Annotated in this window: 20 protein-coding genes and 1 riboswitch; of the genes, 10 read left to right on the top strand and 10 right to left on the bottom strand. The window is 68.0% G+C overall.

All coding sequences use genetic code 11. The features are described from left to right. Positions 1–90: 90 nt before the first annotated feature. Positions 91–1,038, bottom strand: a complete 948-nt coding sequence (locus tag B2742_RS01160; protein WP_292062013.1) for a nucleoside hydrolase — start codon at positions 1,036–1,038, stop codon at positions 91–93. A gap of 4 nt (positions 1,039–1,042) precedes the next feature. Further along, the gene (locus B2742_RS01155; RefSeq protein ID WP_292062010.1) at positions 1,043–1,705 is read right to left on the bottom strand and encodes an aspartate/glutamate racemase family protein; all 663 of its coding nucleotides are present in this window, start codon (positions 1,703–1,705) and stop codon (positions 1,043–1,045) included. A gap of 270 nt (positions 1,706–1,975) precedes the next feature. Here B2742_RS01155 and B2742_RS01150 point away from each other — a divergent pair, with 270 nt between their 5' ends. Continuing rightward, complete coding sequence (locus B2742_RS01150) at positions 1,976–2,944, top strand: magnesium and cobalt transport protein CorA (RefSeq protein WP_292062009.1); 969 nt, start codon at positions 1,976–1,978, stop codon at positions 2,942–2,944. Between the two features lie 9 nt (positions 2,945–2,953). Here the strand turns inward: B2742_RS01150 and B2742_RS01145 are convergent, their stop codons facing one another. From B2742_RS01145 to B2742_RS01130, 4 genes are all read right to left on the bottom strand, one after another. Beyond that, entirely contained in the window at positions 2,954–3,115 is a 162-nt protein-coding gene (locus B2742_RS01145) for a hypothetical protein (RefSeq protein WP_292062007.1), read from the bottom strand. A 54-nt stretch (positions 3,116–3,169) separates the two neighbouring features. Then, the gene (locus B2742_RS01140) at positions 3,170–4,198 is read right to left on the bottom strand and encodes a DUF2855 family protein (protein ID WP_292062005.1); all 1,029 of its coding nucleotides are present in this window, start codon (positions 4,196–4,198) and stop codon (positions 3,170–3,172) included. 61 nt (positions 4,199–4,259) lie between these two features. Beyond that, positions 4,260–5,258 carry a D-cysteine desulfhydrase gene (locus B2742_RS01135; protein WP_292062002.1) on the bottom strand — a complete coding sequence of 333 codons (999 nt, stop codon included), beginning with the start codon at positions 5,256–5,258 and terminating at the stop codon, positions 4,260–4,262. A 66-nt stretch (positions 5,259–5,324) separates the two neighbouring features. After that, the gene (locus B2742_RS01130) at positions 5,325–5,738 is read right to left on the bottom strand and encodes a BLUF domain-containing protein (RefSeq protein WP_292061999.1); all 414 of its coding nucleotides are present in this window, start codon (positions 5,736–5,738) and stop codon (positions 5,325–5,327) included. A gap of 311 nt (positions 5,739–6,049) precedes the next feature. Here B2742_RS01130 and B2742_RS01125 point away from each other — a divergent pair, with 311 nt between their 5' ends. The 5 genes from B2742_RS01125 to B2742_RS01105 all read left to right on the top strand — a co-directional run bounded on the left by B2742_RS01125 (position 6,050) and on the right by B2742_RS01105 (position 14,429). After that, a complete protein-coding gene (locus tag B2742_RS01125; protein WP_292061997.1) occupies positions 6,050–6,685 on the top strand; it encodes a TetR/AcrR family transcriptional regulator in 636 nt (211 codons plus the stop codon). 174 nt (positions 6,686–6,859) lie between these two features. After that, positions 6,860–10,363: an autotransporter domain-containing protein gene (locus tag B2742_RS01120; protein WP_292061994.1), complete on the top strand. Its 3,504-nt coding sequence runs from the start codon at positions 6,860–6,862 to the stop codon at positions 10,361–10,363. Positions 10,364–10,421: 58 nt separating this feature from the next. After that, positions 10,422–10,530: riboswitch (TPP riboswitch) on the top strand. Between the two features lie 145 nt (positions 10,531–10,675). Beyond that, on the top strand, positions 10,676–12,505 hold the full coding sequence (thiC, locus tag B2742_RS01115; RefSeq protein ID WP_292062118.1) for a phosphomethylpyrimidine synthase ThiC: 1,830 nt from the start codon (positions 10,676–10,678) through the stop codon (positions 12,503–12,505). 481 nt (positions 12,506–12,986) lie between these two features. Then, positions 12,987–13,787, top strand: a complete 801-nt coding sequence (locus B2742_RS01110; protein WP_292061992.1) for a hypothetical protein — start codon at positions 12,987–12,989, stop codon at positions 13,785–13,787. Positions 13,788–13,832: 45 nt separating this feature from the next. Then, entirely contained in the window at positions 13,833–14,429 is a 597-nt protein-coding gene (locus tag B2742_RS01105) for a hypothetical protein (protein ID WP_292061989.1), read from the top strand. A gap of 148 nt (positions 14,430–14,577) precedes the next feature. Here B2742_RS01105 and B2742_RS01100 read toward each other — a convergent pair whose 3' ends face one another. Both B2742_RS01100 and B2742_RS01095 read right to left on the bottom strand, forming a co-directional pair. Continuing rightward, complete coding sequence (locus B2742_RS01100; protein WP_292061987.1) at positions 14,578–15,384, bottom strand: hypothetical protein; 807 nt, start codon at positions 15,382–15,384, stop codon at positions 14,578–14,580. Continuing rightward, positions 15,381–15,554 (bottom strand): hypothetical protein, encoded by a 174-nt coding sequence (locus B2742_RS01095; RefSeq protein ID WP_292061985.1) that lies wholly within the window; start codon positions 15,552–15,554, stop codon positions 15,381–15,383. The genes B2742_RS01100 and B2742_RS01095 overlap by 4 nt, the downstream gene beginning before the upstream one ends. A 430-nt stretch (positions 15,555–15,984) precedes the next feature. On the opposite strand from B2742_RS01095, the gene B2742_RS01090 reads away from it, so the two are divergent. Then, positions 15,985–16,476 (top strand): hypothetical protein, encoded by a 492-nt coding sequence (locus B2742_RS01090; RefSeq protein ID WP_292061982.1) that lies wholly within the window; start codon positions 15,985–15,987, stop codon positions 16,474–16,476. Between the two features lie 8 nt (positions 16,477–16,484). Here the strand turns inward: B2742_RS01090 and B2742_RS01085 are convergent, their stop codons facing one another. Next, positions 16,485–17,147, bottom strand: a complete 663-nt coding sequence (locus B2742_RS01085; protein WP_292061979.1) for a DsbA family oxidoreductase — start codon at positions 17,145–17,147, stop codon at positions 16,485–16,487. Positions 17,148–17,428: 281 nt separating this feature from the next. Beyond that, positions 17,429–18,607, bottom strand: coding sequence for an acetyl-CoA C-acetyltransferase (locus B2742_RS01080; RefSeq protein ID WP_292061977.1), 1,179 nt, complete (start codon positions 18,605–18,607; stop codon positions 17,429–17,431). Positions 18,608–18,826: 219 nt separating this feature from the next. Here B2742_RS01080 and trhA point away from each other — a divergent pair, with 219 nt between their 5' ends. From trhA to B2742_RS01065, 3 genes are read left to right on the top strand one after another with little or no spacing between them, the layout of a single operon-like run. After that, positions 18,827–19,540, top strand: a complete 714-nt coding sequence (trhA, locus tag B2742_RS01075) for a PAQR family membrane homeostasis protein TrhA (RefSeq protein ID WP_292061975.1) — start codon at positions 18,827–18,829, stop codon at positions 19,538–19,540. Positions 19,541–19,599: 59 nt separating this feature from the next. Next, positions 19,600–20,199, top strand: a complete 600-nt coding sequence (gene phaR / locus B2742_RS01070) for a polyhydroxyalkanoate synthesis repressor PhaR (protein ID WP_292061973.1) — start codon at positions 19,600–19,602, stop codon at positions 20,197–20,199. Between the two features lies 1 nt (position 20,200). Further along, positions 20,201–20,551 carry a hypothetical protein gene (locus tag B2742_RS01065; protein WP_292061970.1) on the top strand — a complete coding sequence of 117 codons (351 nt, stop codon included), beginning with the start codon at positions 20,201–20,203 and terminating at the stop codon, positions 20,549–20,551. Positions 20,552–20,813: the final 262 nt, after the last annotated feature.

Below are 20,813 nucleotides of genomic sequence, written 5' to 3'. Positions count from 1 at the left end.
ATGCGGCCGGTGCGAGCGTCATGGATGTCCTGGTCCCGGCCCCGGACGGCAGCCTTGCGCCAGCGCAAACCCTGGCCGTACCGGCCTGCGTCAGATTGTCCGGCGCTGCCCGACGGCGCGGGCAACCAGGCCGAAGACCCCGTCCGCGTCGGCCGAAACCGCCCAGCGGTGCGGCAGCGATCCCGCCACGGCCGCGCGGAACTCGACCGCCGTATGACCCCGCGTCAGGTCGCTTTCGGTCTCGACCGCGATCCGGCAGGGTTTCAGCGCGAACAGGTCAGGCTGCAGCAGCCAGGCCACCGGACAGGGGTCATGCACCGGCGGCGCGTCCCAGCCCACGATCCGCCGCTCGACCCGCTGCGAGAACCGCATCATCGAGGCCGCCACGTCGGCCATCGGCGTCCCCGCCGTCTCCAGCGCCGCGATCCGCGCCTCGGTCGCCCGCACCTGATGCGTCGCGTCCAGCCCGAACAGCACGGCGTCGCAGCCGGTCGCCAGCACCTCGGCCGCCGCCTCGGGATCGGCCCAGATGTTGAACTCGGCCGAGGCGGTGATATTGCCGCCCTCCGACCGCGCCCCGCCCATGACCGCCACAGGCCCGAGCCGCGCCGCCAGGGCCGGTTCCTTGCGCAGCGCCAACGCCAGATTGGTCAATGGCCCCAGCACGGCCACCGCCACCGACTTCGCCGGCCGGCGCATGACCAGATCGATGATGGCGTCGGCCGCATGTCCGTCCGCGCACGGCGCGTCGGGCTCGAACGGCGTCATGTCGCCCAGCCCCTCGGCCCCGTGAAACTCACCCGCCCCCGCCGGTTCGCGCCGCAGCGGCCGGTCCGCGCCCATGAACACCGGCACGTCCGCGCGCCCGGCGATCTGGCGCAGCATCCGCGCATTCCGCGCCGTCTTCACCACCGGCACATTGCCGCCCACGGCGGTGACGGCCAGCAGCTCGAACGCCGGCGAACCGAAGGCCAGCATCAGGGCCACGGCGTCGTCCACGCCGGGATCGCAGTCGACGATGAGAGCCTGTCGGGTCACGCGCCTATTTGCACCGGTCCACACACGCCTGCGCCAGCACCTCGGCCGAATCCACCAGCGGCACGGAGACATCCTCCGCCCCCAGCAACAGCGGCACCTCGGTGCAGCCGGCGATCACCGCCTCGGCCCCGCCGGCGACCAGCAGGGCGGCCAGACGGCGCATCTCGGCGCGCGGCGCCTCGCCGAGGTCGCCGCGTTTCACCGCATGGACGCAGGCCATGAAGCCCTCGCGCGCCGCGCCGCTCAGACGCACGATCTTCGCCCCCTTGCCCTGCAGCGCCTTGGTGTACAGCGCCTCGCCGCCCGGCGTGGCCAGGACGCCGATCTTCTTGGCCCCGCCCGCTGTCGCGACCTCGGTGGTCTCGGCGATCATGTCGATGAAGGGCAGGCCGATCTTCTTCACCCCCGCCGCCTGGGCGTGGGCGGTGTTGCACGGCATGGCCAGCACCTGGGCCCCGGCGTCGCGCAGCCGCATCGCCATCTGGCCCAGAATCTTCTCGGCGGCGTCCGGCGCGCGGTTGCGGTCCGGCACCTGCGGGTTGATGTCGGCGATGATGCGGATGTGATCCGCGTCGCCCTGGGCCGGCGTCAGCGCCTGCACACGCGCCAGAAAGGCCACCGTCGCCGCCGGTCCCATGCCGCCCAGAACGCCCAATACCTTGCCCATTGTACCTTTGAACTCCTCGCCGCCTTCGCGAGGCGGTCAATCAGCCGCCCTTATGCGCGAAAACCATCAGTGAACGCCATGCCGACGGAAACGGGGGCCAACGCGGCCGGCCGGGCGCGCTGGACGGGCGGGGCGTCCACCGGCGCAGCTTGCGGCGATGAAGGCCCATTTGGCCCGTCTTGAACGGCTCGGCGTCGAGGTGATGGGATCAAGCGGTGCGATAGCGCGTGAAGCTTCTAACGCGCGCCTTTCCGCTGTACGCCTTGCCCCATGAGCGTCGTCGCCGCCTACCTCTATCAGCACGGTCAGCGGGTCCGGCCCGTGACCATCGACGAGCGGATTCACTGTCCCGAGGACAAGTCGCAGTTCGTCTGGATCGGTCTGGTCGATCCGACTCTCGAAGAACTGCAGACCCTGCAGGCCAGCTACGACCTCCATCCGCTGGCCGTCGAGGACGCCGCCAAGGGCGAACAGCTGCCCAAGCTGGACGTCTTCGGCGACCAGCTCTTTGTCGTAGCCCGGACGGCCTGGCTGGAAGACGGCTCGATCCGCTACGGCGAGACCGCCATCTTCGTCGGCCACAGCCATATCATCAGCGTCCGCCGCACCTCGAGCCGCGGGCACGCCGACCTGCGGCTCCAGCTCGAATCCTCGCCGGCCCAGCTCAGCCACGGCGTCGACTATGTGCTGCACGCCATCCTCGATTTCATCGTCGACGGCTATCTGCCGCTGGGCGAGGCCCTCGAGGATGAGGTGCTGGCGATGGAGCAGCGGGCGGTGGACAATTTCCTCGCCCGCGGCGAGGTCAAACGCATCTTCGAGATTCGCCGCCAGCTGATCCGCTTCCAGCGCATCCTCGCGCCGACGGGCGAGGTGGTGTCGAAGCTGATCCGTCTGGACCTGCCCGGAATCGACGCCGCGGCGCGCCCGTATTTCAGCGACGTGCTCGACCATGTGCGCCGCGTCCAGGGCATGGTCGACGGCCTGCGCGACGTGCTCGGTTCCGTGTTCGAGTTCAGCAGCCTGCTGGAGCAGCAGCGCACGGGCGTCATCACCCGCCAGCTCGCCTCCTGGGCCGCCATCCTGGCCGTTCCCACCGCCGTCGCCGGCATCTACGGCATGAATTTCACCCACATGCCCGAGCTGGAAAGCGTCTGGGGCTATCCCGCCGTGCTGGTGCTGATCGGCGTAACCTGCGCGGCGCTGTATATCCGGTTCAAACGGACGCGCTGGCTTTAGCGCCCGACGTCAGGGCACAAGCCCCGAGATTTCCCCCACGCCCTCGTCGTTCTCGCCGTCTGTCGGAAGCGGAATGGCCCGGTCAGGACGGTCCATGGCCTCGGCGTCCTCCTCGAGGCGTTCGACCTTTGTCTCCCTGTCATCAGGCGTTGTGCGGTCGGGATCGGTCATGTGCGGCTCCTCCGGTTACTCCAACAGGAAACCGGAAGGCCGGCCGCCGTTCCCTCAGCCCGGCCTGACCATATGGCCTTCCTCCGGGCGCGCCGCGCCGGCGAGGACCGTCTGATAGATCGCCCCGAGCGCCTCGGAGCCCGTGTGTGTCGTCACCTCCAGCCAGTCGTTGTCGGCGATGAAGGCCTCCAGCGCCGTCTGGATGCGGGCGTTAAGCGCCTCGCCGCCCCAATCCTTCGACCGCTGCCGCAGCCGCTCCGGCGCGAAGAAGAAGGTCGGGCGCGGCCCCGGCAGGCGACCCGGGCCGACGGGGCCGTCGGTCTGGTGGGTGCTGCCGACCACGGCGCTGTGCGTCAGCCGGTCGCCCAGGCTGTTGTGGACCGCGGCCACGACCCCCGGGTCGCCGGCGAAGTCGACAAAGACCACGCGTCCCTCGACCGGGCTGTCGGCGAAGGCGTCATAGGTCCGGCTCTCGGCATAGCAGCCGACGCCGGCGACGAAGGCGGCATTCCGGGGCGAGGTCAGGCCGATCACCTGCACGCCGCGCCGGGCCAGCAGCCAGCCCAGCGCCAGGGCGGTCTTGCTGGAGGCGCTGGACAGGATGAAGGTCCCCGCCCCGAAATCCGCGTTCTCCGCGAAATAGTCGTCCAGCAGGAAGGCCGTCAGGAACAGGGGCCGCAAAAGGGCGATCTGGTCGTCCAGCGGGCCGGGGGCGGCCTCGACCAGACTGTTGTAGGCCGCCGGCAGCTCGGCCCGATGCGGCGAGACGTCGACCACGCCCCACGGTCGCCGCTCGAGCCGGGTCACGAGGTGCGTCGCCATCGGCAGATAGCCGAACAGCCGCGTACCGACCGGGATGGTCTCCACCGTCGACCGGCGGACCGTGGCGAAGCCCCAGACCGGAATCCGGCCCCAGGTGTCGTCCGCCGGGAAGAACCGCCAGTAGCCGAGCCGGTCGCCATAGACCCCGTAGGTGATGTTGTTGGCCGTCAGCGCGAAGCGCTCGATGTCCAGCAGGACCTCGCCGTCCTCCAGAACCACCGCCTCCGGCGCGGGCAGGGCGCGAACCTCGGTGCGGGACAAGTTCGCCCGGTCGATCAAAAAATCCCAGCCCTGCATCATTCGCCCCCTGATCCTTCTCCCTCTAAAGGGAGCCCTCGATCTCGCCCTGATAGCCGAACAGCCCCTGCGCCCCGCCGGTGTGCAGGAACACCACCGTCTCGTTCTCGAACCGCCCCGCCTTGGCCAGGGCGATCAGCCCCTTCATCGCCTTGCCGGTATAGACCGGGTCCAGCACGATGGCGTCGGTCCGCGCCGCCAGTTTCAGCGCCTCGATCACCGCGTCGTCCACCAGCCCATAGCCCGCGCCGACATAATCGCAGTCGGCGACCACCATCTCCGCCGTCACCGCCCCGGGCCGCCCCAGCAGGGTCGCCGTCTCGCGGGCCAACTTCAGCACATTCTCTTCCTGCTTTTCCTTCGGCGCCCGCACGCCGATGCCCAGCACCGGAATGTCCGCCCCCATCACCGCCAGCCCCGCCACCAGACCCGCGTGGGTCCCGGCGCTGCCCGTGGCGGTGATGATCCGGTCGATCTGCATATCCAGCTCATCGGCCTGGACCACGATCTCGCGGGCGCAGTCGACATAGCCGAGCGCTCCGACCGGGTTCGAGCCGCCGCCGGGGATGATGTAGGGCTTGCCGCCCCGCGCCCGCACCTCGGCCGCCGTCTTCTCCAGCTCGGCCGGCATGTCCGATCCGCCCGGCACGGTGCGGATGCCCGCGCCGAACAGCCGGTCCATCAGGACGTTGCCGTTGCGGGTGTAGTCGATCGCCTTCGACCCGGTCCGCTCCTCCAGAATGACCTCGCACGCCAGCCCGTGCGCCGCCGCCGCCGCCGCCGTCTGGCGCACATGGTTCGACTGCACCGCCCCCTGGGTCACCAAGGTATCGGCCCCGCATTCGAAGGCGTCGCCGAGCAGGAATTCCAGCTTGCGGGTCTTGTTGCCGCCGCCGGCCAGCCCCGTGCAGTCGTCGCGCTTGATCCAGATCTCGACCCCCAGCGCCTCGCTCAGCCGGGGCAGCGGCTCCAGCGGTGTCGGCAGATGGGCGAGGCGGATGCGGGGAAAGCGGGCGAGGTGCATGGGGCGGGCTCCGATGTGCGAGCCGTTCTAGACGCCCGCGGCCGGTTTGCCGACCGGGTTCCCGGTCTAATGACGGTCGGCGGAGTCCACCGAGTCGAGCATGATCCGGATGACGTCGTCACCGGTCAGTCCGTCGCGATCCATCAGGACGTCGAGCGCCTTCGCATGGGTCGGCGCAATGCGGGCGCTCGCCATCGACCATTGGCCGAACAGGCGGGACGACACGGGTGCACGGTCCAGAATGACGATGTCGCGGTGGCGGGGGTCCTTCGCCAGCCGTCGCAACAGGGAATCCAGGGCCTGCCCCGGGCCCTCCAGAACCTGAATGTACCGTTCGCGGTGGGCCACCAGGGCGCCCGTCAGGCCATCCCGGTCATTGTTGCGCTGTGACTCGGCGAGGATGACCGCGAGATTCAGGACCGACTCCGTCGTCCCCGTCGCGGCGCTTTCATACACAATCCGTTCAAGACGAAGACTCATCCTGCTTCGCTCCCTGTTCTGGCGACGCGCGCGGGGCTCATAGGCGGGAGAACTTAAATCATTGTCTCCGAAAGAAAGTTCCACCGTTTCGAACAACGCCGTTTGGCGTTGATCCGGATTTTCCGGCGCCGCCGGGAACGGAATTCCCCTGACCCGGTTTATCGATCAGACCTTGCGGCGATGCGCGCTCGACAGAGTCTACTGCGGCCCGGTCTCTGCCACGCCCCCCGACGCAGACCGGGCCGCACCTTCCTTCCCTCCGACAGCCGTTCCGCTTGCCGACTCACATGGCGCGGCCCGATGCTGCGTCCATGGCCGAATCGCCCGCCAGTCCCGCTGTCCGCCTGCGCAGCCGCCCTGCCACCGAGGCCTCGATCGTCGAGGCCGGCGAACGCATCCTGCTGCGCGACGGCTTTCCCGGTCTCAATGTCCAGACCTTGGCCGCGGAGGCCGGCTGCGACCGGAAACTGGTCTATCGCTATTTCGACGGCGTCGACGGCGTGGTGGTCCGCATCGCCGCCCGCGCTCATGCCGAACTGGTGCGTACGCTCGATGCCACGCCCCCTGCCGGCTCGGAGTCCCTGCGCGCCTTCGCCCGCGAGAGCCTGTCGGCCTGGCTGGGCGCGCTGAGGGCCAGCCCCCTGACCCTGCGCCTCATGGCCTGGGCTCTTGTCGAGGCCTCGCCCCTGCTCAACCGCATCGAGTCCGAGCGCTCGGCCGTGCTCCAGGCCTGGATGCGCGAGCGCCGGCCGCGGCTGCGTGTCCCGCCCTCCGGCGATGCGGTGGCCATAAACGCCGTCCTTCTGGCCGCGGTCCAGCACCTCGCCCTGTCCGGCGGGTCCCGGCCGGGCGTCGGCGGCGTCTCACTGGACGAGGCGGGCTGGACCCGTATCGAGGGCGCGCTCGACGCGCTGCTCGCCGCGTTCCCGGACCAGGCGCAGGATTGAGCTGAGCGAACGCGGGTCGGGCAAATGTAGCTGCCGGATGACACGCGCAGCATTCCCGAGGGTGCATCCGCGTAATTTGTTAAAACCCTTGATCATTGGCCGTAAATTGTGCCCACTAGTCGCCACAATTGACCGAGCGGGGATGTACCGATGCGTGTATTTTCAGAACAACCGATGATGAAGCGTGGGCTGAGGAAGCTGCTGCTCACCTCCGCCGCCGGCCTTTGCGTGGGAGCCTTGGCGGGCGCCGCGCAGGCGCAATCGGCGCAGGGCGGCTTCATTGACGGCGGCCAGGCCGAACTGGCGCCGCATGGCGAGTTCGTCGATATGCGCGACGTCACCCGTGCGCCGCAGATCGTCATCGGCCACCCCGGCACGCCGACCACGGCCCGCGATCCGGTGAACGTCACCGGCGTCGCACAGATGATCATCGACCAGCAGAACGGCTTCATCGGTCTCTGCACCGCCACCCTGATCAACCCGCGCACCGTGATTTTCGCGGCCCACTGCGTGAACGACCGGGCGGGCAGCGCCTATGGGTCGGGCACGGGCGGCACCCCGATCGGCTTCGGCTTCTCGAACGCCAACCTGCCCGGAATCATCGACTGGTATCTCCCCGGCGCGGGTCAACACCAGACCAACACGGACAACTATTTCTACAACAGCAACTACGTCACCTATCACCCGGCCTCGCTCGACCCTGAGGCCGCCAGCTTCCTGTACGGCGACGTCGCCATGGCCTCGCTGGATACTGTGGCCAGCGACATCCCCAGCTGGGCGATGCTGTTCTCGGCGCTCCCGGCGCCCGAAATCACCGCCAACGGCACGGGGTACCATGTCGATCTGGCCGGCTACGGCAACAACGGCACCGGCGCGACCGGTTCGAGCGGCGGCATCGACTATCGTCGTCGCCTCGCCGAGAACATGCTCGGCGCCCTGGCCTCGATCGATCAGTTCGAAAACTTCCTGTTCGGCGGCGGGGGCGGCCTGCCGCAGAACCTGTACTGGATCGATTTCGACGACCCCCGCCGTGGCACGGCCCAGGCCGACATCCGTGACTTCAACGCCTGGCGGGACAACCCCCAGCCCAACGAGGGCATCACCGCCTCCGGCGATTCCGGCGGCCCGCTGATCCTCGACGAGGAATTCGATAAGCCGGTCGTGATCGGCGTCCTTTCGGGCGGCTACACCCGCTTCTTTGGCGGCGCGCCCGCCAACGGTTACGGCACCGCCTCCTTCTACCAGCCGCTCTATCTCTACTGGGACTGGATCGCGGCCAACAACCCCTACCGCTACGTCGCGGCCCTGGCCGGCAATGGCAACTGGGAAGACGGCGCGCACTGGGTCAGCAATCTCGACCCCAACTATCAGATCATCGGTCCGGACGGCGAGCTGGTGAACGGCGTCCCGACGGAACTGGGCGAAGGCCCGGCCGGCACGGACGGCAGCTTCGGCCAGGCCTGTTTCGAAGGCCCCATCAACGGCGGGAACGCCGACTGTCAGGACATGTCCACCGGTGAAGTGACGTCGGAAGTCCGGCCGATCGGCACGGACGGCGCCTCCGATGCGTCCGCCGTGGTTTCGGCCGGCAGCCTGCAGAACAACGCCGGCGTCGGCTCGATCGCCGACTTCGAGGTCGGTGACGCGGTCCGGGTCGCCCAGAACGCCCAGGTCGGCCCCGCCGCCCAGGTCAACGCCGCCGCCCTGCCGCCCGCCACCGTGGCGAACGGCCTGCCCGGCGCGACCGGCTTCGTTCCGAACAACACCGACGGCGACCGGCTGGCCGACATCGCGCCGCGCTATTTCGACGTCACCCTGTCGGCCAACGGCACGACCACGCTCAGCAGCGACGTCACCGTCGACCGGCTGACGATGTCGGGCATGGGCGCCGGGCTGAACATCACCGGCGCCGGCTCGCTGTTCAGCAACATCGACATCACCCAGCTGACCGGCACGCTCAACGTCGACGGCCACCTGGGCACGTCGGGCGACTTCTTCATGATGACCGGCGGCCTCAGCGGCTCGGGCACGATCACCACGCCCTTCTTCACCAACATGGCCGGGGTCATCGCGCCGGGAACGCCGAGCCAGATCGGCACCCTGACGTTTGACGGCAATCTCATCCTGGCCTCGGGCAGCACCCTGCTGATCAACCTGGGCTCCAACGGGGCCTCCGACCTGATCTCGGTCACCGGTCAGGCGGATCTGGGCGGCCTCGTCGCCTTCAGCTTCGCCTCCACCCCGACCTATGGCCAGAGCTACACCTTCCTGACCGCCGACGGCGGCCTGACCGGCGGCTTCGACTCGGCCCCGATCAGCGCCATCCTGACGCCGGAAATCGTCTACGGCCTGAACTCGGTCAGCGTTCAGATCGCGGCCAACGACTACGCCGACGTGGTCTCCGAGGACTCGCCGATCCAGCAGGCCTTCGCCCAGCTGCTCGACCAGAACCGGGTGCTGTACGACCAGTTCGCCGACTTCTACGTCCCGCTCGACGCCCTCGGCGCTGGCGGCCAGTCCGCCCCGTCGGCGGCCCCGGCCACCCTCAGCTCCAGCGCGATCACCCCGCTGGCCCTCTCGCCCGCCGAGCAGGTCCAGCAGGCGCTCGAGAACATGGCCCCGCGCGCGGAAACACTCCGGACGGCGATGGGCACCGCGGCCCTCGACGGCATCGGCAGCTTCTATCGCGACCGCCTGCTGTTCGTCGAAGTCGGGGATCTTGACGGCTCGTTCCAGGTCATCGGCCGGCCCGTCGACTACGCCTCCGCCGCCATGGATTCCCTGGACGGCGGCTCGATCTCCCCGGTCGGCGACAACGAGACCATGGTCGTCCCGGGCGCCCTGCCCGACAACATGCGCGGCTTCATCGCCGCCGGTTATATGGACGGCAAGGGCGCGCCGATGGCCACGGCCCCCGGCGGCGGCGAGGATGAGTTCGACGGCTACTTCATCGCCACCGGCATCGAGGCCGCGATCGACCGTCAGCGGGTCGTCGGCATCGCGCTGTCGACCACGGACCTGTCCGGCTCGACCGCCGTCCTGCCCCAGTCCGCCGATGGCCAGCTCTGGCTGGCCACGGTCTACGGCCACTACCAGAGCGACGCCGGCCTGACCCTGAACGGCCAGCTCAGCTTCGGTGAGTTCGACACCGCGACCCAGCGTCTGGTGACGATTGGCCCGGACACCTTCACCCTCCGCACCGAGGACGCGGTGGGCGTGGTCGCGGGCGAGTTCGGCTTCGGCTACCGCATGGCGCGCGAGCAGTTCAACTTCACGCCGGGCGGCTCCCTGCGTGTCAGCAAGATGAACTACGGCACCACCAAGGAGTCGGGCGCCGGTCCCGCGCTGCAGTACCAGCGCGACGACACCACCTCGCTCGAAAGCCGCCTGGGCTTCACGGTGGCCGGCGTCTCGCCGACCTTCCGGCCCTGGGCCACGGCCAACTACGTCCATAGCCTGAACGACGCCACCACGGCCTTCGGCGCCAACTTCGTCGGCGGCGTCGGTCCGGACGCGATCTTCGCCCTGGCCAGCGACGACAAGGACTGGTTCGAGGTCGGCGTCGGCATCGAGGCCATCCGCGACACCTGGCGCCTCACGGTCGGCGCCGAATCCACCGTCGGTCGCGACAACGTCGAGAGCCAGTCCTACCGGGCTGCGGTCTCCTTCCGCTTCTAGGCGGATCTCGAAACGGCCTGCGCCTGCTTGACCCTTGCGGTCGGCGGGCGCAGGTTCCGCACGTTCTCCGGGGGGTCGCATCCAAGCGGCTGAGATTGAGGTGTTCCTCTGACCCGTCGAACCTGATCCGGGTCATGCCGGCGAAGGGATGAGTAACGCGCGGTCTGACGCCCCGGCATGCGGGGCCCACGACCCTCGCCCGACGTCGGCGCCCTCAACACCGAGGCCGCCATGAACATCGCCGTCACCCCGCCGACCCTCCCCGAAGAGCCCAATGTCGACCTGGCTCTGAAAGACGCCCGCGATCAGGTGATGCGCGAGACGGGGACCATCCCGACCGGCGAACGCGCCGGCAGCCGCAAGGTCTATGTCGCCGGCGAGCTCTACCCCGACATCCGCGTCCCCTTCCGCGAGGTCGCCGTCCACCCCAGCGCCAATGAGCCGCCGGTGACCATCTATGACTCCTCGGGCCCCTACACCGACCCGACCGTCACCATCGACATCAAGCGCGGCCTGCCGCTGGTCAAGTCCAGCTGGCAGCTCGACCGCGGCGACATCGCCCCCGTGCTCGACCCGCGCGAGGTCAAGCCGGAAGACAACGGCCACGCCAGCGGCAAGAACCTCGCCCCCCGCTTCGATGTCTCGAACCACAGGGTCTTCAAGGGCGTCGAGGGCCGCCCCGTCACCCAGTACGAATATGCGAAGGCGGGCGTCATCACGCCCGAGATGGAATACGTCGCCATCCGCGAAAACCTGCGCCGCGAGCAGAACGCCCCGTGCATCCGCGACGGCGAGGATTTCGGCGCCTCCATCCCCGACTACGTCACCCCCGAGTTCGTCCGCTCCGAGATCGCCCGCGGCCGGGCCATCATCCCGCACAACATCAACCACCCCGAGGTCGAGCCGATGATCATCGGCCGCAACTTCCTGGTGAAGATCAACGCCAACATCGGCAACAGCGCCGTCCTCTCCAGCGTGGACGACGAGGTCGACAAACTGGTCTGGGCCACCCGCTGGGGCGCCGACAACGTCATGGACCTGTCGACCGGCCGCAACATCCACAACATCCGCGACTGGATCATCCGCAACTCCAGCGTCCCCATCGGCACCGTGCCGATCTACCAGGCGCTGGAGAAGGTCAACGGCGTCGCCGAGGACCTGACCTGGGAGGTGTTCCGCGACACCCTGATCGAACAGGCCGAACAGGGCGTCGACTATTTCACCATCCACGCCGGCGTCCGCCTGCCCTTCGTGCCGATGACCGCCAAACGCGTCACCGGCATCGTCTCACGCGGCGGCTCCATCATGGCCAAATGGTGCCTGTCGCATCACCGCGAGAGCTTCCTCTACGAGCATTTCGAGGACATCTGCGACATCATGCGGGCCTATGATGTGTCGTTCAGCCTCGGCGACGGCCTGCGCCCCGGCTCCATCGCCGACGCCAATGACGAGGCCCAGTTCGCCGAGCTGCGCACCCTCGGCGAGCTGACCAAGATCGCCTGGGCCAAGGGCTGCCAGGTCATGATCGAGGGCCCCGGCCACGTGCCGATGCACAAGATCAAGGCCAACATGGATGAGCAGCTGAAACACTGCCACGAGGCGCCCTTCTATACGCTCGGGCCCCTGACCACCGACATCGCCCCCGGCTATGACCACATCACCAGCGCCATCGGCGCGGCCATGATCGGCTGGTTCGGCACGGCCATGCTCTGCTACGTCACGCCCAAGGAGCACCTCGGCCTGCCCGACCGTCAGGACGTCAAGGACGGCGTCATCACCTACAAGATCGCCGCCCACGCCGCCGACCTGGCCAAGGGCCACCCGGCCGCCCGCCTGCACGACGACGCGCTGTCCCGCGCCCGGTTCGAGTTCCGCTGGGAAGACCAGTTCAACCTCGGCCTCGACCCCGAAACGGCCCGCAAATACCACGACGCCACCCTGCCGAAGGAGGCCCACAAGACCGCCCATTTCTGCAGCATGTGCGGCCCGAAATTCTGCTCGATGAAGATCAGCCAGGACATCCGCCGGGATGCGGCGGCGCAGAACGACGCGGGCGGTTCGCTGGCCGAGGCGGAGGCCGGGATGGCGGAGATGAGCGCGAAGTTCAGGGCCGGGGGTGGGGCCATCGAAGTTAAGGTGTGAGCCGAGGGTGCCACTGATAGCTCAAGCGCCAAAACGCGCTGGATGCCAAGCTGAGCCTGCTCGGCCAAGCCTTGGCATTGTCCGCGCGGCCGTCTAGAATTGGTTCGAGCCGGGTGTGGACCCCGGCTCGACTGCACCCAACGTGGGCTGGCGACCTAGGATCGGTTGGACCCGATCTTTGGCGGCGTGAGCCAGCCAGCCCCCGTATTTCTCCAATATTCCCGAATCGCTCGGCCCGCAAGCGCATTATGCGCTTTTGCGCGCCTTTCTGCGCCAACACTATGCGGCGGATGCGGTCGAGCAGATCATGCCGCGCGATGATCTCGTTTTTCGTATTAAAAACAGTATCTTATTTGCGGCCCGCCTCCGCTGCTCCTCGCGGACCCGGGCGTTACCGAAAGAGCATACCTTAGCTTAGATTGACCGCTATCTTTTCCGCATACTTTCCGATATCGTGTGCGGAAGTCTGAGGAAACTCGCTATGTCGAATGAAACGAGAAGCCCAAGCTACCCCCAAATGAGCTTGGGGAAAGCCTTGGATTTGGCAGCTAAGCTCTACAAAGGAATCCACCGAGCTTCGGTTGGTAATAGCGAAGCCCAACAGATTATGGGCTACGCTCCCAAGTCTGGCAGTGCCTTGGCGGCGCTGTCGGCGCTGAAAAGGTACGGCCTGCTGGAAGGTCGAGACCCCCATATCAAACTCACCGAGTTGGCACTGCAGATCCTTGAGCCAGCGGACGCACGTGAACGCGCAGACGGGATCGCACAAGCCGCAACAAAACCAGAAATGTTTGCCGAAGTCCTTGAGTCGTTCGGAGGAAAAATGCCTGCCGACTCAGCGATCCGTGCGAAATTGGTGCGAGACCACGCGTTTACCTCTGCTGGTGCAAACGCCTTCATTCGGTCATTCAAAGAGACTTTCTCTTTCGCCGAACGAGAGGCCAGCGCCTTTAGGGCGGCCGATGACTTCGTTGACTCGGCAGATGATGATCCGGAGGACGCTTACCCCTCAACGCCGACCAGCGCACCTCGGCAGAGTATCGCTCAAACAGCTGCAGCTACACCGGGTGTGGGACCGATCTCGGCTTCTCAAATGCAACATCTGCCTGGCCCGGGCATGCAGCAGGCGGTTTTTCCGCTCGTAGAAGGCCCAGTCTACCTCAATTTTCCGAACGAGCTCACGTCGGACGGTTACGCAGAGCTAGCGGAGTATCTTGAAATTTTCCTCAGACGTGCGGCGCGAACAAGGCGACTGGAGGAAGGCAAGCACGATGAGGGATAGCCTACACGCTGAAGGCAGCTTCAATTCAAGTGGCCGGATCATCCCATGAAAGCTTGGGATTGGGTGATGGCGGGCCTGTGTATGGCTTGGTTGTTCGCTCTGGCTATGTTGAGTGGCATTCCGGGAGGCGCAGCAGCGGACGCGCCAGCATGGGTGCAGGCGATCGGCTCCATCGCCGCGATACTTGTAGCTGTGGGCCTAGCCGGTTGGCAGCATAATCGAAGCGACCAACTCAATCGACGGAGCCTTCGAGCCGCGAGGTTTGAACGCGTTGCCCCACTACGTGCCCTCGTTGATGTTGCGGCGGAGCTCGCTTTGGCCGCTCAGGCGAATTTCGGCTGGCTTGAGGAGAAATGGGAACCAGATTTTTGGACTCGTATCGAAACAGAGTTGGAAGAGGTCTCTGTGATGAGCCTCGGTGACTACACGATCGCAAAAGACGTTCTGATACTTCAGCGCGCATTCAGCGCCCTTCGGTGGGGGCTAGGAGTGCATTATGGAGAACTGCAGGACGAGATGCTCGGGGAAGGGCCGCCAGTCGACCCTGACGATCTCGAGTGGTTCACCAGCCGACGAGAGACCATTGCGGAGTCGGCCAAACGCATCTCCGACAGGCTAATCCTATTTGAGGTCGTAGAGTAAGCTCTACGACCATGCCCACCTTGGTCGACCCGCCGGTGATCCCGTGCGCACACCTCCTTTCCCTTCGAGGGGGCTATTCGCTGGCCATGCCCCGCAACGCCTCCTCAAACACCCCCGCTGGCTGCCCGCCCGAGGAGGCGCCGTCCGGTCAGACCTTCGTCTCGTCGGGGAAGGCCGTCTCCGCCTCCAGCAGCGCAGCCTCTTCCTCGGGCGATAGGTCTTCGTCCCCCGCCAGCAGCGCCTCGACATCGAAATAGGGGTTCAGGGCGATGTTCTTGATGTTGGCCGCCTCCAGCATCACAAAGGGGATCATCGACCGGCTGACCGCCACCCGCTCCAGCCCGTCGGGCTTCACCGTCAGCACGAACCGGTCGCAGTCCGACAGGGAGATCGTCTTGATCTCCCCGTCCGTGCCGATCTTCAGGTCCTGGACGATGCCCTCATAACCCAGATAGCTGCCGTCGGTGCCCAGGTCCGAGACGACGAAAGCGCTGACCACGAGGGCGTCCGAGAAGGCCAGGTCCGCCGTCCAGCCATAGATCAGAGACCGTAGCCTAAGCGACTTTTGCGCTCGCCACGCCGCCAGCCAGCCGATGCCGAACCCCAACACGGTGACGACGGCCAGCGAGACCAGCAGGGCTGCGGCCGTGCCCTGCCCCGGCACGCTCGACGGGCTGCGGAAGCGCAGCAGTTCCAAATACAGGTTCGGCTCCCAAGGCACCGAAGCGCACGGACCGACAGAACACCACGCCGCATTGCCCGCCAGCAAGATCGCGGCGACCGCATGGGCGATCAAGGCACCGAAGGTAATCGCCGCCAGCGCGAGGAAGGAGTTGGGCGGTGCGGGAGCCTGCCGGACCGGCCCTCTCAGCGCACCGAAATAATAGCCGGCGAAGGCCGCGAATCCGGGCGCGAGAAGCAGGATCGAAACAACGAAGCCGAAACTCGGCGTCACTTGGCCTTCAGCGCCGCGGCCTTCTCATGCAACCGGCCAAGATCACGGGGCTTGACCAGAAGGACGCCGTGCTTGCCGGGCTGGCTGGCCTCACGGACTTTTTCCCACGAGCCATAGGTCTTCAGAAGCCTGCGCCCCGTATCGACCGATTTGCGCGTGTTCAGCGTCATACCCGCATTATGGACGCGATCCGTGCGCAGGCAAGCCCGGATCGGTCACCTCCCCCGCCATCCCCCGCAACGCCTCCTCGAACACCCCCGCCGGCTGCCCGCCCGAGATCAGCCACTTCCCCTCCACCACCACGGCGGGCACGCCGTTGATCCCGCGCGAGACCCACTCACGGTCCCTTCTCCCATTGGGAGAAGGTGCCCCGCAGGGGCGGATGTGGGTCGGCTGATCCAGTCGGCGTAAGCCGTCGCACGGTCGGGGACACGGCTTACGCCGACGGCCGACCTTAGCCCCTCACCCTTTCGCGCAAGAACGATCGCTTCGCGCTCGTGCGCTCAAGCCCTCTCCCGCCGGGAGAGGGATCAGAGCCCCCGCGTCCAAATCTGACGTACCGCCGTTCCATACTCCCCCCGAACCCCAAGGGAGGACCCCATGCCCGACGGCGCCCCCGCCAGCCCCGCCAACGGCCATCGCCCCGCGCCCGACGAGGTCTGGGCCCAGGTCCGCGAGGATTATCTGGCCGGGATCTCCGCCCCCGAATGCTGCCGGCGGCACGGGGTCGGGCTGACCGCGCTGCGCAAGCGGGCGGCGAGCGAGGGCTGGCGGCGCGCCGACCAGCCGTGGACGCCGCCGGTCCGGCTGGACCCGTGGGACGAGGGCGTGCTGCTGGAGGAAAGGGTCGCCGGCGACCTTGACCAGATCGAGATGCACGAGCTCGAATGGATCGCCGACCGGCGGATGATGCGGGCCGTCCTGCGCGGCGACGCCGTCGAGGCCCTGCGCTGGCGCCGGGTGTTCGCCTTCCTCGCGGCCGAGGCCCGGGAGATCGACCGGCTGGTCGCTGCGGAGGAGGCCATGGAATGCGTCCGCAAGGAAGCGCACGATGTGAACGGTGTGAACGGTGTTTCCGGACCCGGCGCGTGAGGGCCGGCTCAGCCCCCGGCGGCCATCTGTCTGAGGGCCTCTTCAAACACCCCCGCCGGCTGCCCGCCCGAGATCAGCCACTTCCCCTCCACCACCACCGCCGGCACCCCGTTGATCCCACGCGAGACCCACAGCGCCTCCGCCGCCCGCACCTCGGCGGCATGGAGGTCGTCGGCCAGCACCTCGACCGCCTTGTTCCGATCCAGCCCCGCCGCCGCCGCCGCGTCGGCCAGCACATCGGCGTCCGTCATCGTCCGGCCCTCGGTGAAATGGGCCGTGAACAGCGCCGCCTTCAGCGCCCTCTGTTCCGCCGCCCCGACCGTCCCCGCCCAGTGCAGCAGCCGGTGGGCGTCGAAGGTGTTCCAGATCCGGCTGTCCGGCCCCATCCGCATGGCGAAGCCCGGCCAGGCCTCGGCCGCCCGTTCGGTGATCATGGCCCGGTTGGCCGCCGACTGTTCGGGGGTCGAGCCGTATTTGCGGCCGATGTGTTCGACGATGTTCTCGCCCTCGGGCGGCATCTGCGGGTTCAGCTCGAACGGCTGGAAATGCACCTCCGCCGTGATCCCCTCGGCCTTCAGCGTCTCCAGCGCCGCCTCCAGCCCGCCCAGCCCGACGACGCACCAGGGGCAGACGATGTCGGAGACGAAGTCGATGTGCAGGGTGCGGGGCATGGGGCGTCTCCTTGGGGCGTCTCATATAGGCGCCCCGCGGCGCCTCGCCTCAAGACCGCTGGTTCATCACCAAGGCCACGAAGGGCCACGAAGGACACCAAGGGGCCGGTGACCCCGCGGCTCCCGCCAGGGAGACGCATCAAATCGAAGGCGGGCAAGGGCCCGCGAGAGGCCGAAACAGACCCGCTCCCTTCGTGTCCTTCGTGGCCCTTCGTGGCCTTTGTGATGAACCAACCGGCCCCTGAACCTGGGCCGGATAGAACGGGGAAAGGCGAAGGACCTCAGTCGCGCTCGACGCACATCGCCACGCCCATGCCCCCGCCGATGCACAGCGTCGCCAGCCCCTTCTTCGCCCCGCGCCGCTTCATCTCATGCAGCAGCGTCGTCAGGATGCGGGCGCCCGAGGCGCCGATCGGATGGCCGATGGCGATGGCGCCGCCGTTGACATTGACCTTGTCCGGATCGAGCCCCAGCTCGCGCAGCACGCACAGGCTCTGGGCCGCGAAGGCCTCGTTGGACTCGACCAGATCGAGGTCGGCGACGGTCCAGCCGGCCTTCTCCAGCGCCTTCCGCGACGCCGGGATCGGCCCGGTCCCCATCACCGCCGGATCGACCCCTGCCGTGGCCGCCGACACGATCCGCGCCAGCGGCTCCAGCCCCCGGGCCTTCGCATCCGCCGCGCTCATCAGCACCAGGGCCGCCGCCCCGTCATTGAGGCCAGAAGCGTTGGCCGCCGTGACCGAGCCCTCTTTCGTGAAGGCGGGCTTCAGCCCCTGCATGGCCTCCAGCGTGGCCCCGTGACGGATGAACTCGTCCTTGTCGACGACGACATCCCCCTTGCGGCCCTTGATGGTGACCGGCGCGATCTCGTCGTCGAACCGCCCCGCGGTCTGCGCCGCCTCGGCCTTGTTCTGGCTGGCCACGGCGAAGGCGTCCTGGTCGCCCCGGCTGATGCCGAATTTGTCCGCCACGTTCTCGGCCGTCTGGCCCATGTGGTAGCCGTTGAAGGCGTCCCACAGGCCGTCGCTGATCATGGTGTCGACCAGCTTGATGTCGCCCATCTTCTGGCCGGTGCGCAGGGCCTGGGCGTGCGGCGCCTGGCTCATGCTCTCCTGCCCGCCGGCCACCACGATGCGGGCGTCGCCCAGGGCGATCTGCTGGGCCGCGATGGCCACCGCCCGCAGGCCCGAGCCGCAGATCTGGTTCAGGCTCCAGGCCGCCGCCTCCTTCGGGATCCCCGCCCCCATCGCCGCCTGCCGCGCCGGCCCCTGCCCCGCCGCCGCCTGCAGCACATGGCCGAGGATGACCTCGTCGACCTCTTCCGGCTTGACCCCGGCCCGCTCCAGCGCCGCCCGGATGGCGACCTCGCCCAGCTTGGACGCCGGCAGGCTCGACAGACCGCCGAGGAAGGATCCGACCGGCGTGCGCGCGGCGGAGACGATGACGACCTCGATGGACATGGTGTGACCCCTGGTACCGGCCGGGACGGGGAAGCGTCCGGGCCATGGAAAACGAAACCTCTACGCCCTCACCGGGCGTTAGGCCCCGCGAAACGAGTCGTGGCGTTTCTGCCGCATCCCGCCGCCTTCGTCACGCCTGACCGCCCCGTTCAGCGAATGGTCACCCGCCGCCCGCATGATGGCGGGAACAAACAAGAGCGAGAAAGGCTTGATGGGGCCATGCTCAAGAGATTGAAGAACGTCTTCGTGCAGGTCTGCGTCCCCGATGAGCTGGACATGGCCGAGCATTACCGGACGCCGGCGGAGAAGACCGCCGACCTGATCGTGCATGTGGTCGGCCTGACCCTGGCCGCCGTGGGCGGCATCGTCCTGGCGGTGCTGGCCGCCATCTACGCCGGGGTCGGCGCGGTCATGGCTACGGCCACCTACGCCCTGTGCCTGATCGCCATGCTGGCCGTCTCGACCGTCTACAACCAGACCCGCCCCTGCGCCGCCCGCCCGATCCTGCGCCGCATGGACGAGGCGGCGATCTTCCTGATGATCGCCGGCAGCTACACCCCCTTCACCACCCAGCGGTTCGAGGGGGCCTGGGCGATCGGCTTCACCCTGCTGGTCTGGTCCGTCGCCCTCGCCGGCGTGGCCGTCAAACTGGTCGCCCCGCGCATCTCCGACGCCTTCTGGAGCGCGGTCTATATCGGCTTCGGCTGGCTGGCCGTGCTGGCGCTCAAGCCGATGATCGACACCGTCCACCCGGTCGCCCTCGGCCTGCTGGTGCTCGGCGGCCTGATCTACACCGCGGGCGTCTTCGTGTTCATCAGCCCGCATGTGAAGTTCCGTCGCGCCATCTGGCACGGCTTCGTCGTCACCGGCGCCACCGTCCACTGGGCCGCCGTGCTGGTCGGCGTGGTCCTGGCCCCGGCCGCCACGGGCTGATTTGCATGCGGCATCGCACTGCGGGATAGTGCGGCAGTGCAACAGGTCGGGGGTTTGGCGTGGCGGACAAGAAGGCCGGAGCGGGCGACACCGTCGTTATCAAGAAATACGCCAACCGGCGGCTCTACAACACCGCCACCAGCGCCTATGTGACGCTCGAGGACCTGGCGAAAATGGTCCGCGAGGGCACCGATTTCGTGGTCTTCGACGCCAAGACCAATGACGACCTGACCCGCCAGATCCTGACCCAGATCATCTTCGAGGAAGAGAGCCGCGGCGAGGCCCTGCTGCCGGTCCAGTTCCTGCGCCAGCTGATCGGCTTCTACGGCGGGCAGATGCAGGGCGTGCTGCCCAGCTATCTGGAGATGTCGCTGGACAGCTTCAGCCGCCAGCAGGAGCAAATGCGCGGCCAGTTCTCCAAGGCCTTCGGCGCCGCGCCCGGCGCGGGCATCCTCGACGAGGCGGTCAAGCGCAACATGGCGCTGTTCACCGACGCGATGAAGATGTGGCCCGGCTTCAACGCCCTGACGCCCGGCGGCCCCGCGGCCGGCGCGGCGGCCGAGCCCAAGGCCCCCTCCGCCGCCGATCCCCTGGCCGAAATGCGTCGCCAGATGGACGAGATGCGCAACCAGCTCGACAAGCTGTCGAAGGGCGGCTGACATGACCGACGAGGTGCGCCCCGTCGGGCCGGTCCAGCGCCGCGAGGACCGTCGCGCGGACGATCGGCGGGCCGCCGAACGCCGCGGCAGTTCGGCCTCGCGGGCCCTCGTCCCCGTCGACTTCCCGGTCGAGCCTGCCGAGCCCCCGGCAAGACCTGCCCCGACCCCGCCCGCCGATCCCGGCGCCGCCGTCTTCGCCGCCCAGATGATCGGGCAGACCGGTCAGCGCCGCGGCCTGAAGGGCGGCCCGCCGGTGCTGGACGCGGCCCGCTCGGCCTATCTGGGAACCGAGCACTCGGGGGCCGCCGAGCGTCGTCCGCAGCCGGGCAAGGCAAAGAACACCGACGTCTGAAACCGCGGCACGGTCCTTGCTGAACGACAGGTTCTCAAGCCTCGTTCGGGACCGCCGCCATGCTGACCATCCTCGCCCGCACCGTCGACGTCACCGTCGTGGCGCTGATCTTCATGGCCTTTTCCTGATTTTCAAAGACCATGTTTTTGGGCCGCGGTCAGAAGGCTTCGCCTTCTCGACCCGACGCGGCCTGGCGCTTCGCGCAGGCTGACGCCCTTTCCGGCAGGACTGCCGGAAAGTCAGGGAGGGCGCGGAGCGGCCG

Origin of the sequence: Brevundimonas sp. UBA7664 (assembly GCF_002483305.1) — a bacterium.
Classification (GTDB): Bacteria; Pseudomonadota; Alphaproteobacteria; order Caulobacterales; family Caulobacteraceae; genus Brevundimonas.
The sequence above is the reverse complement of the archived record's forward strand: the minus strand, read 5'-3'. Positions and strand labels throughout refer to the sequence as shown.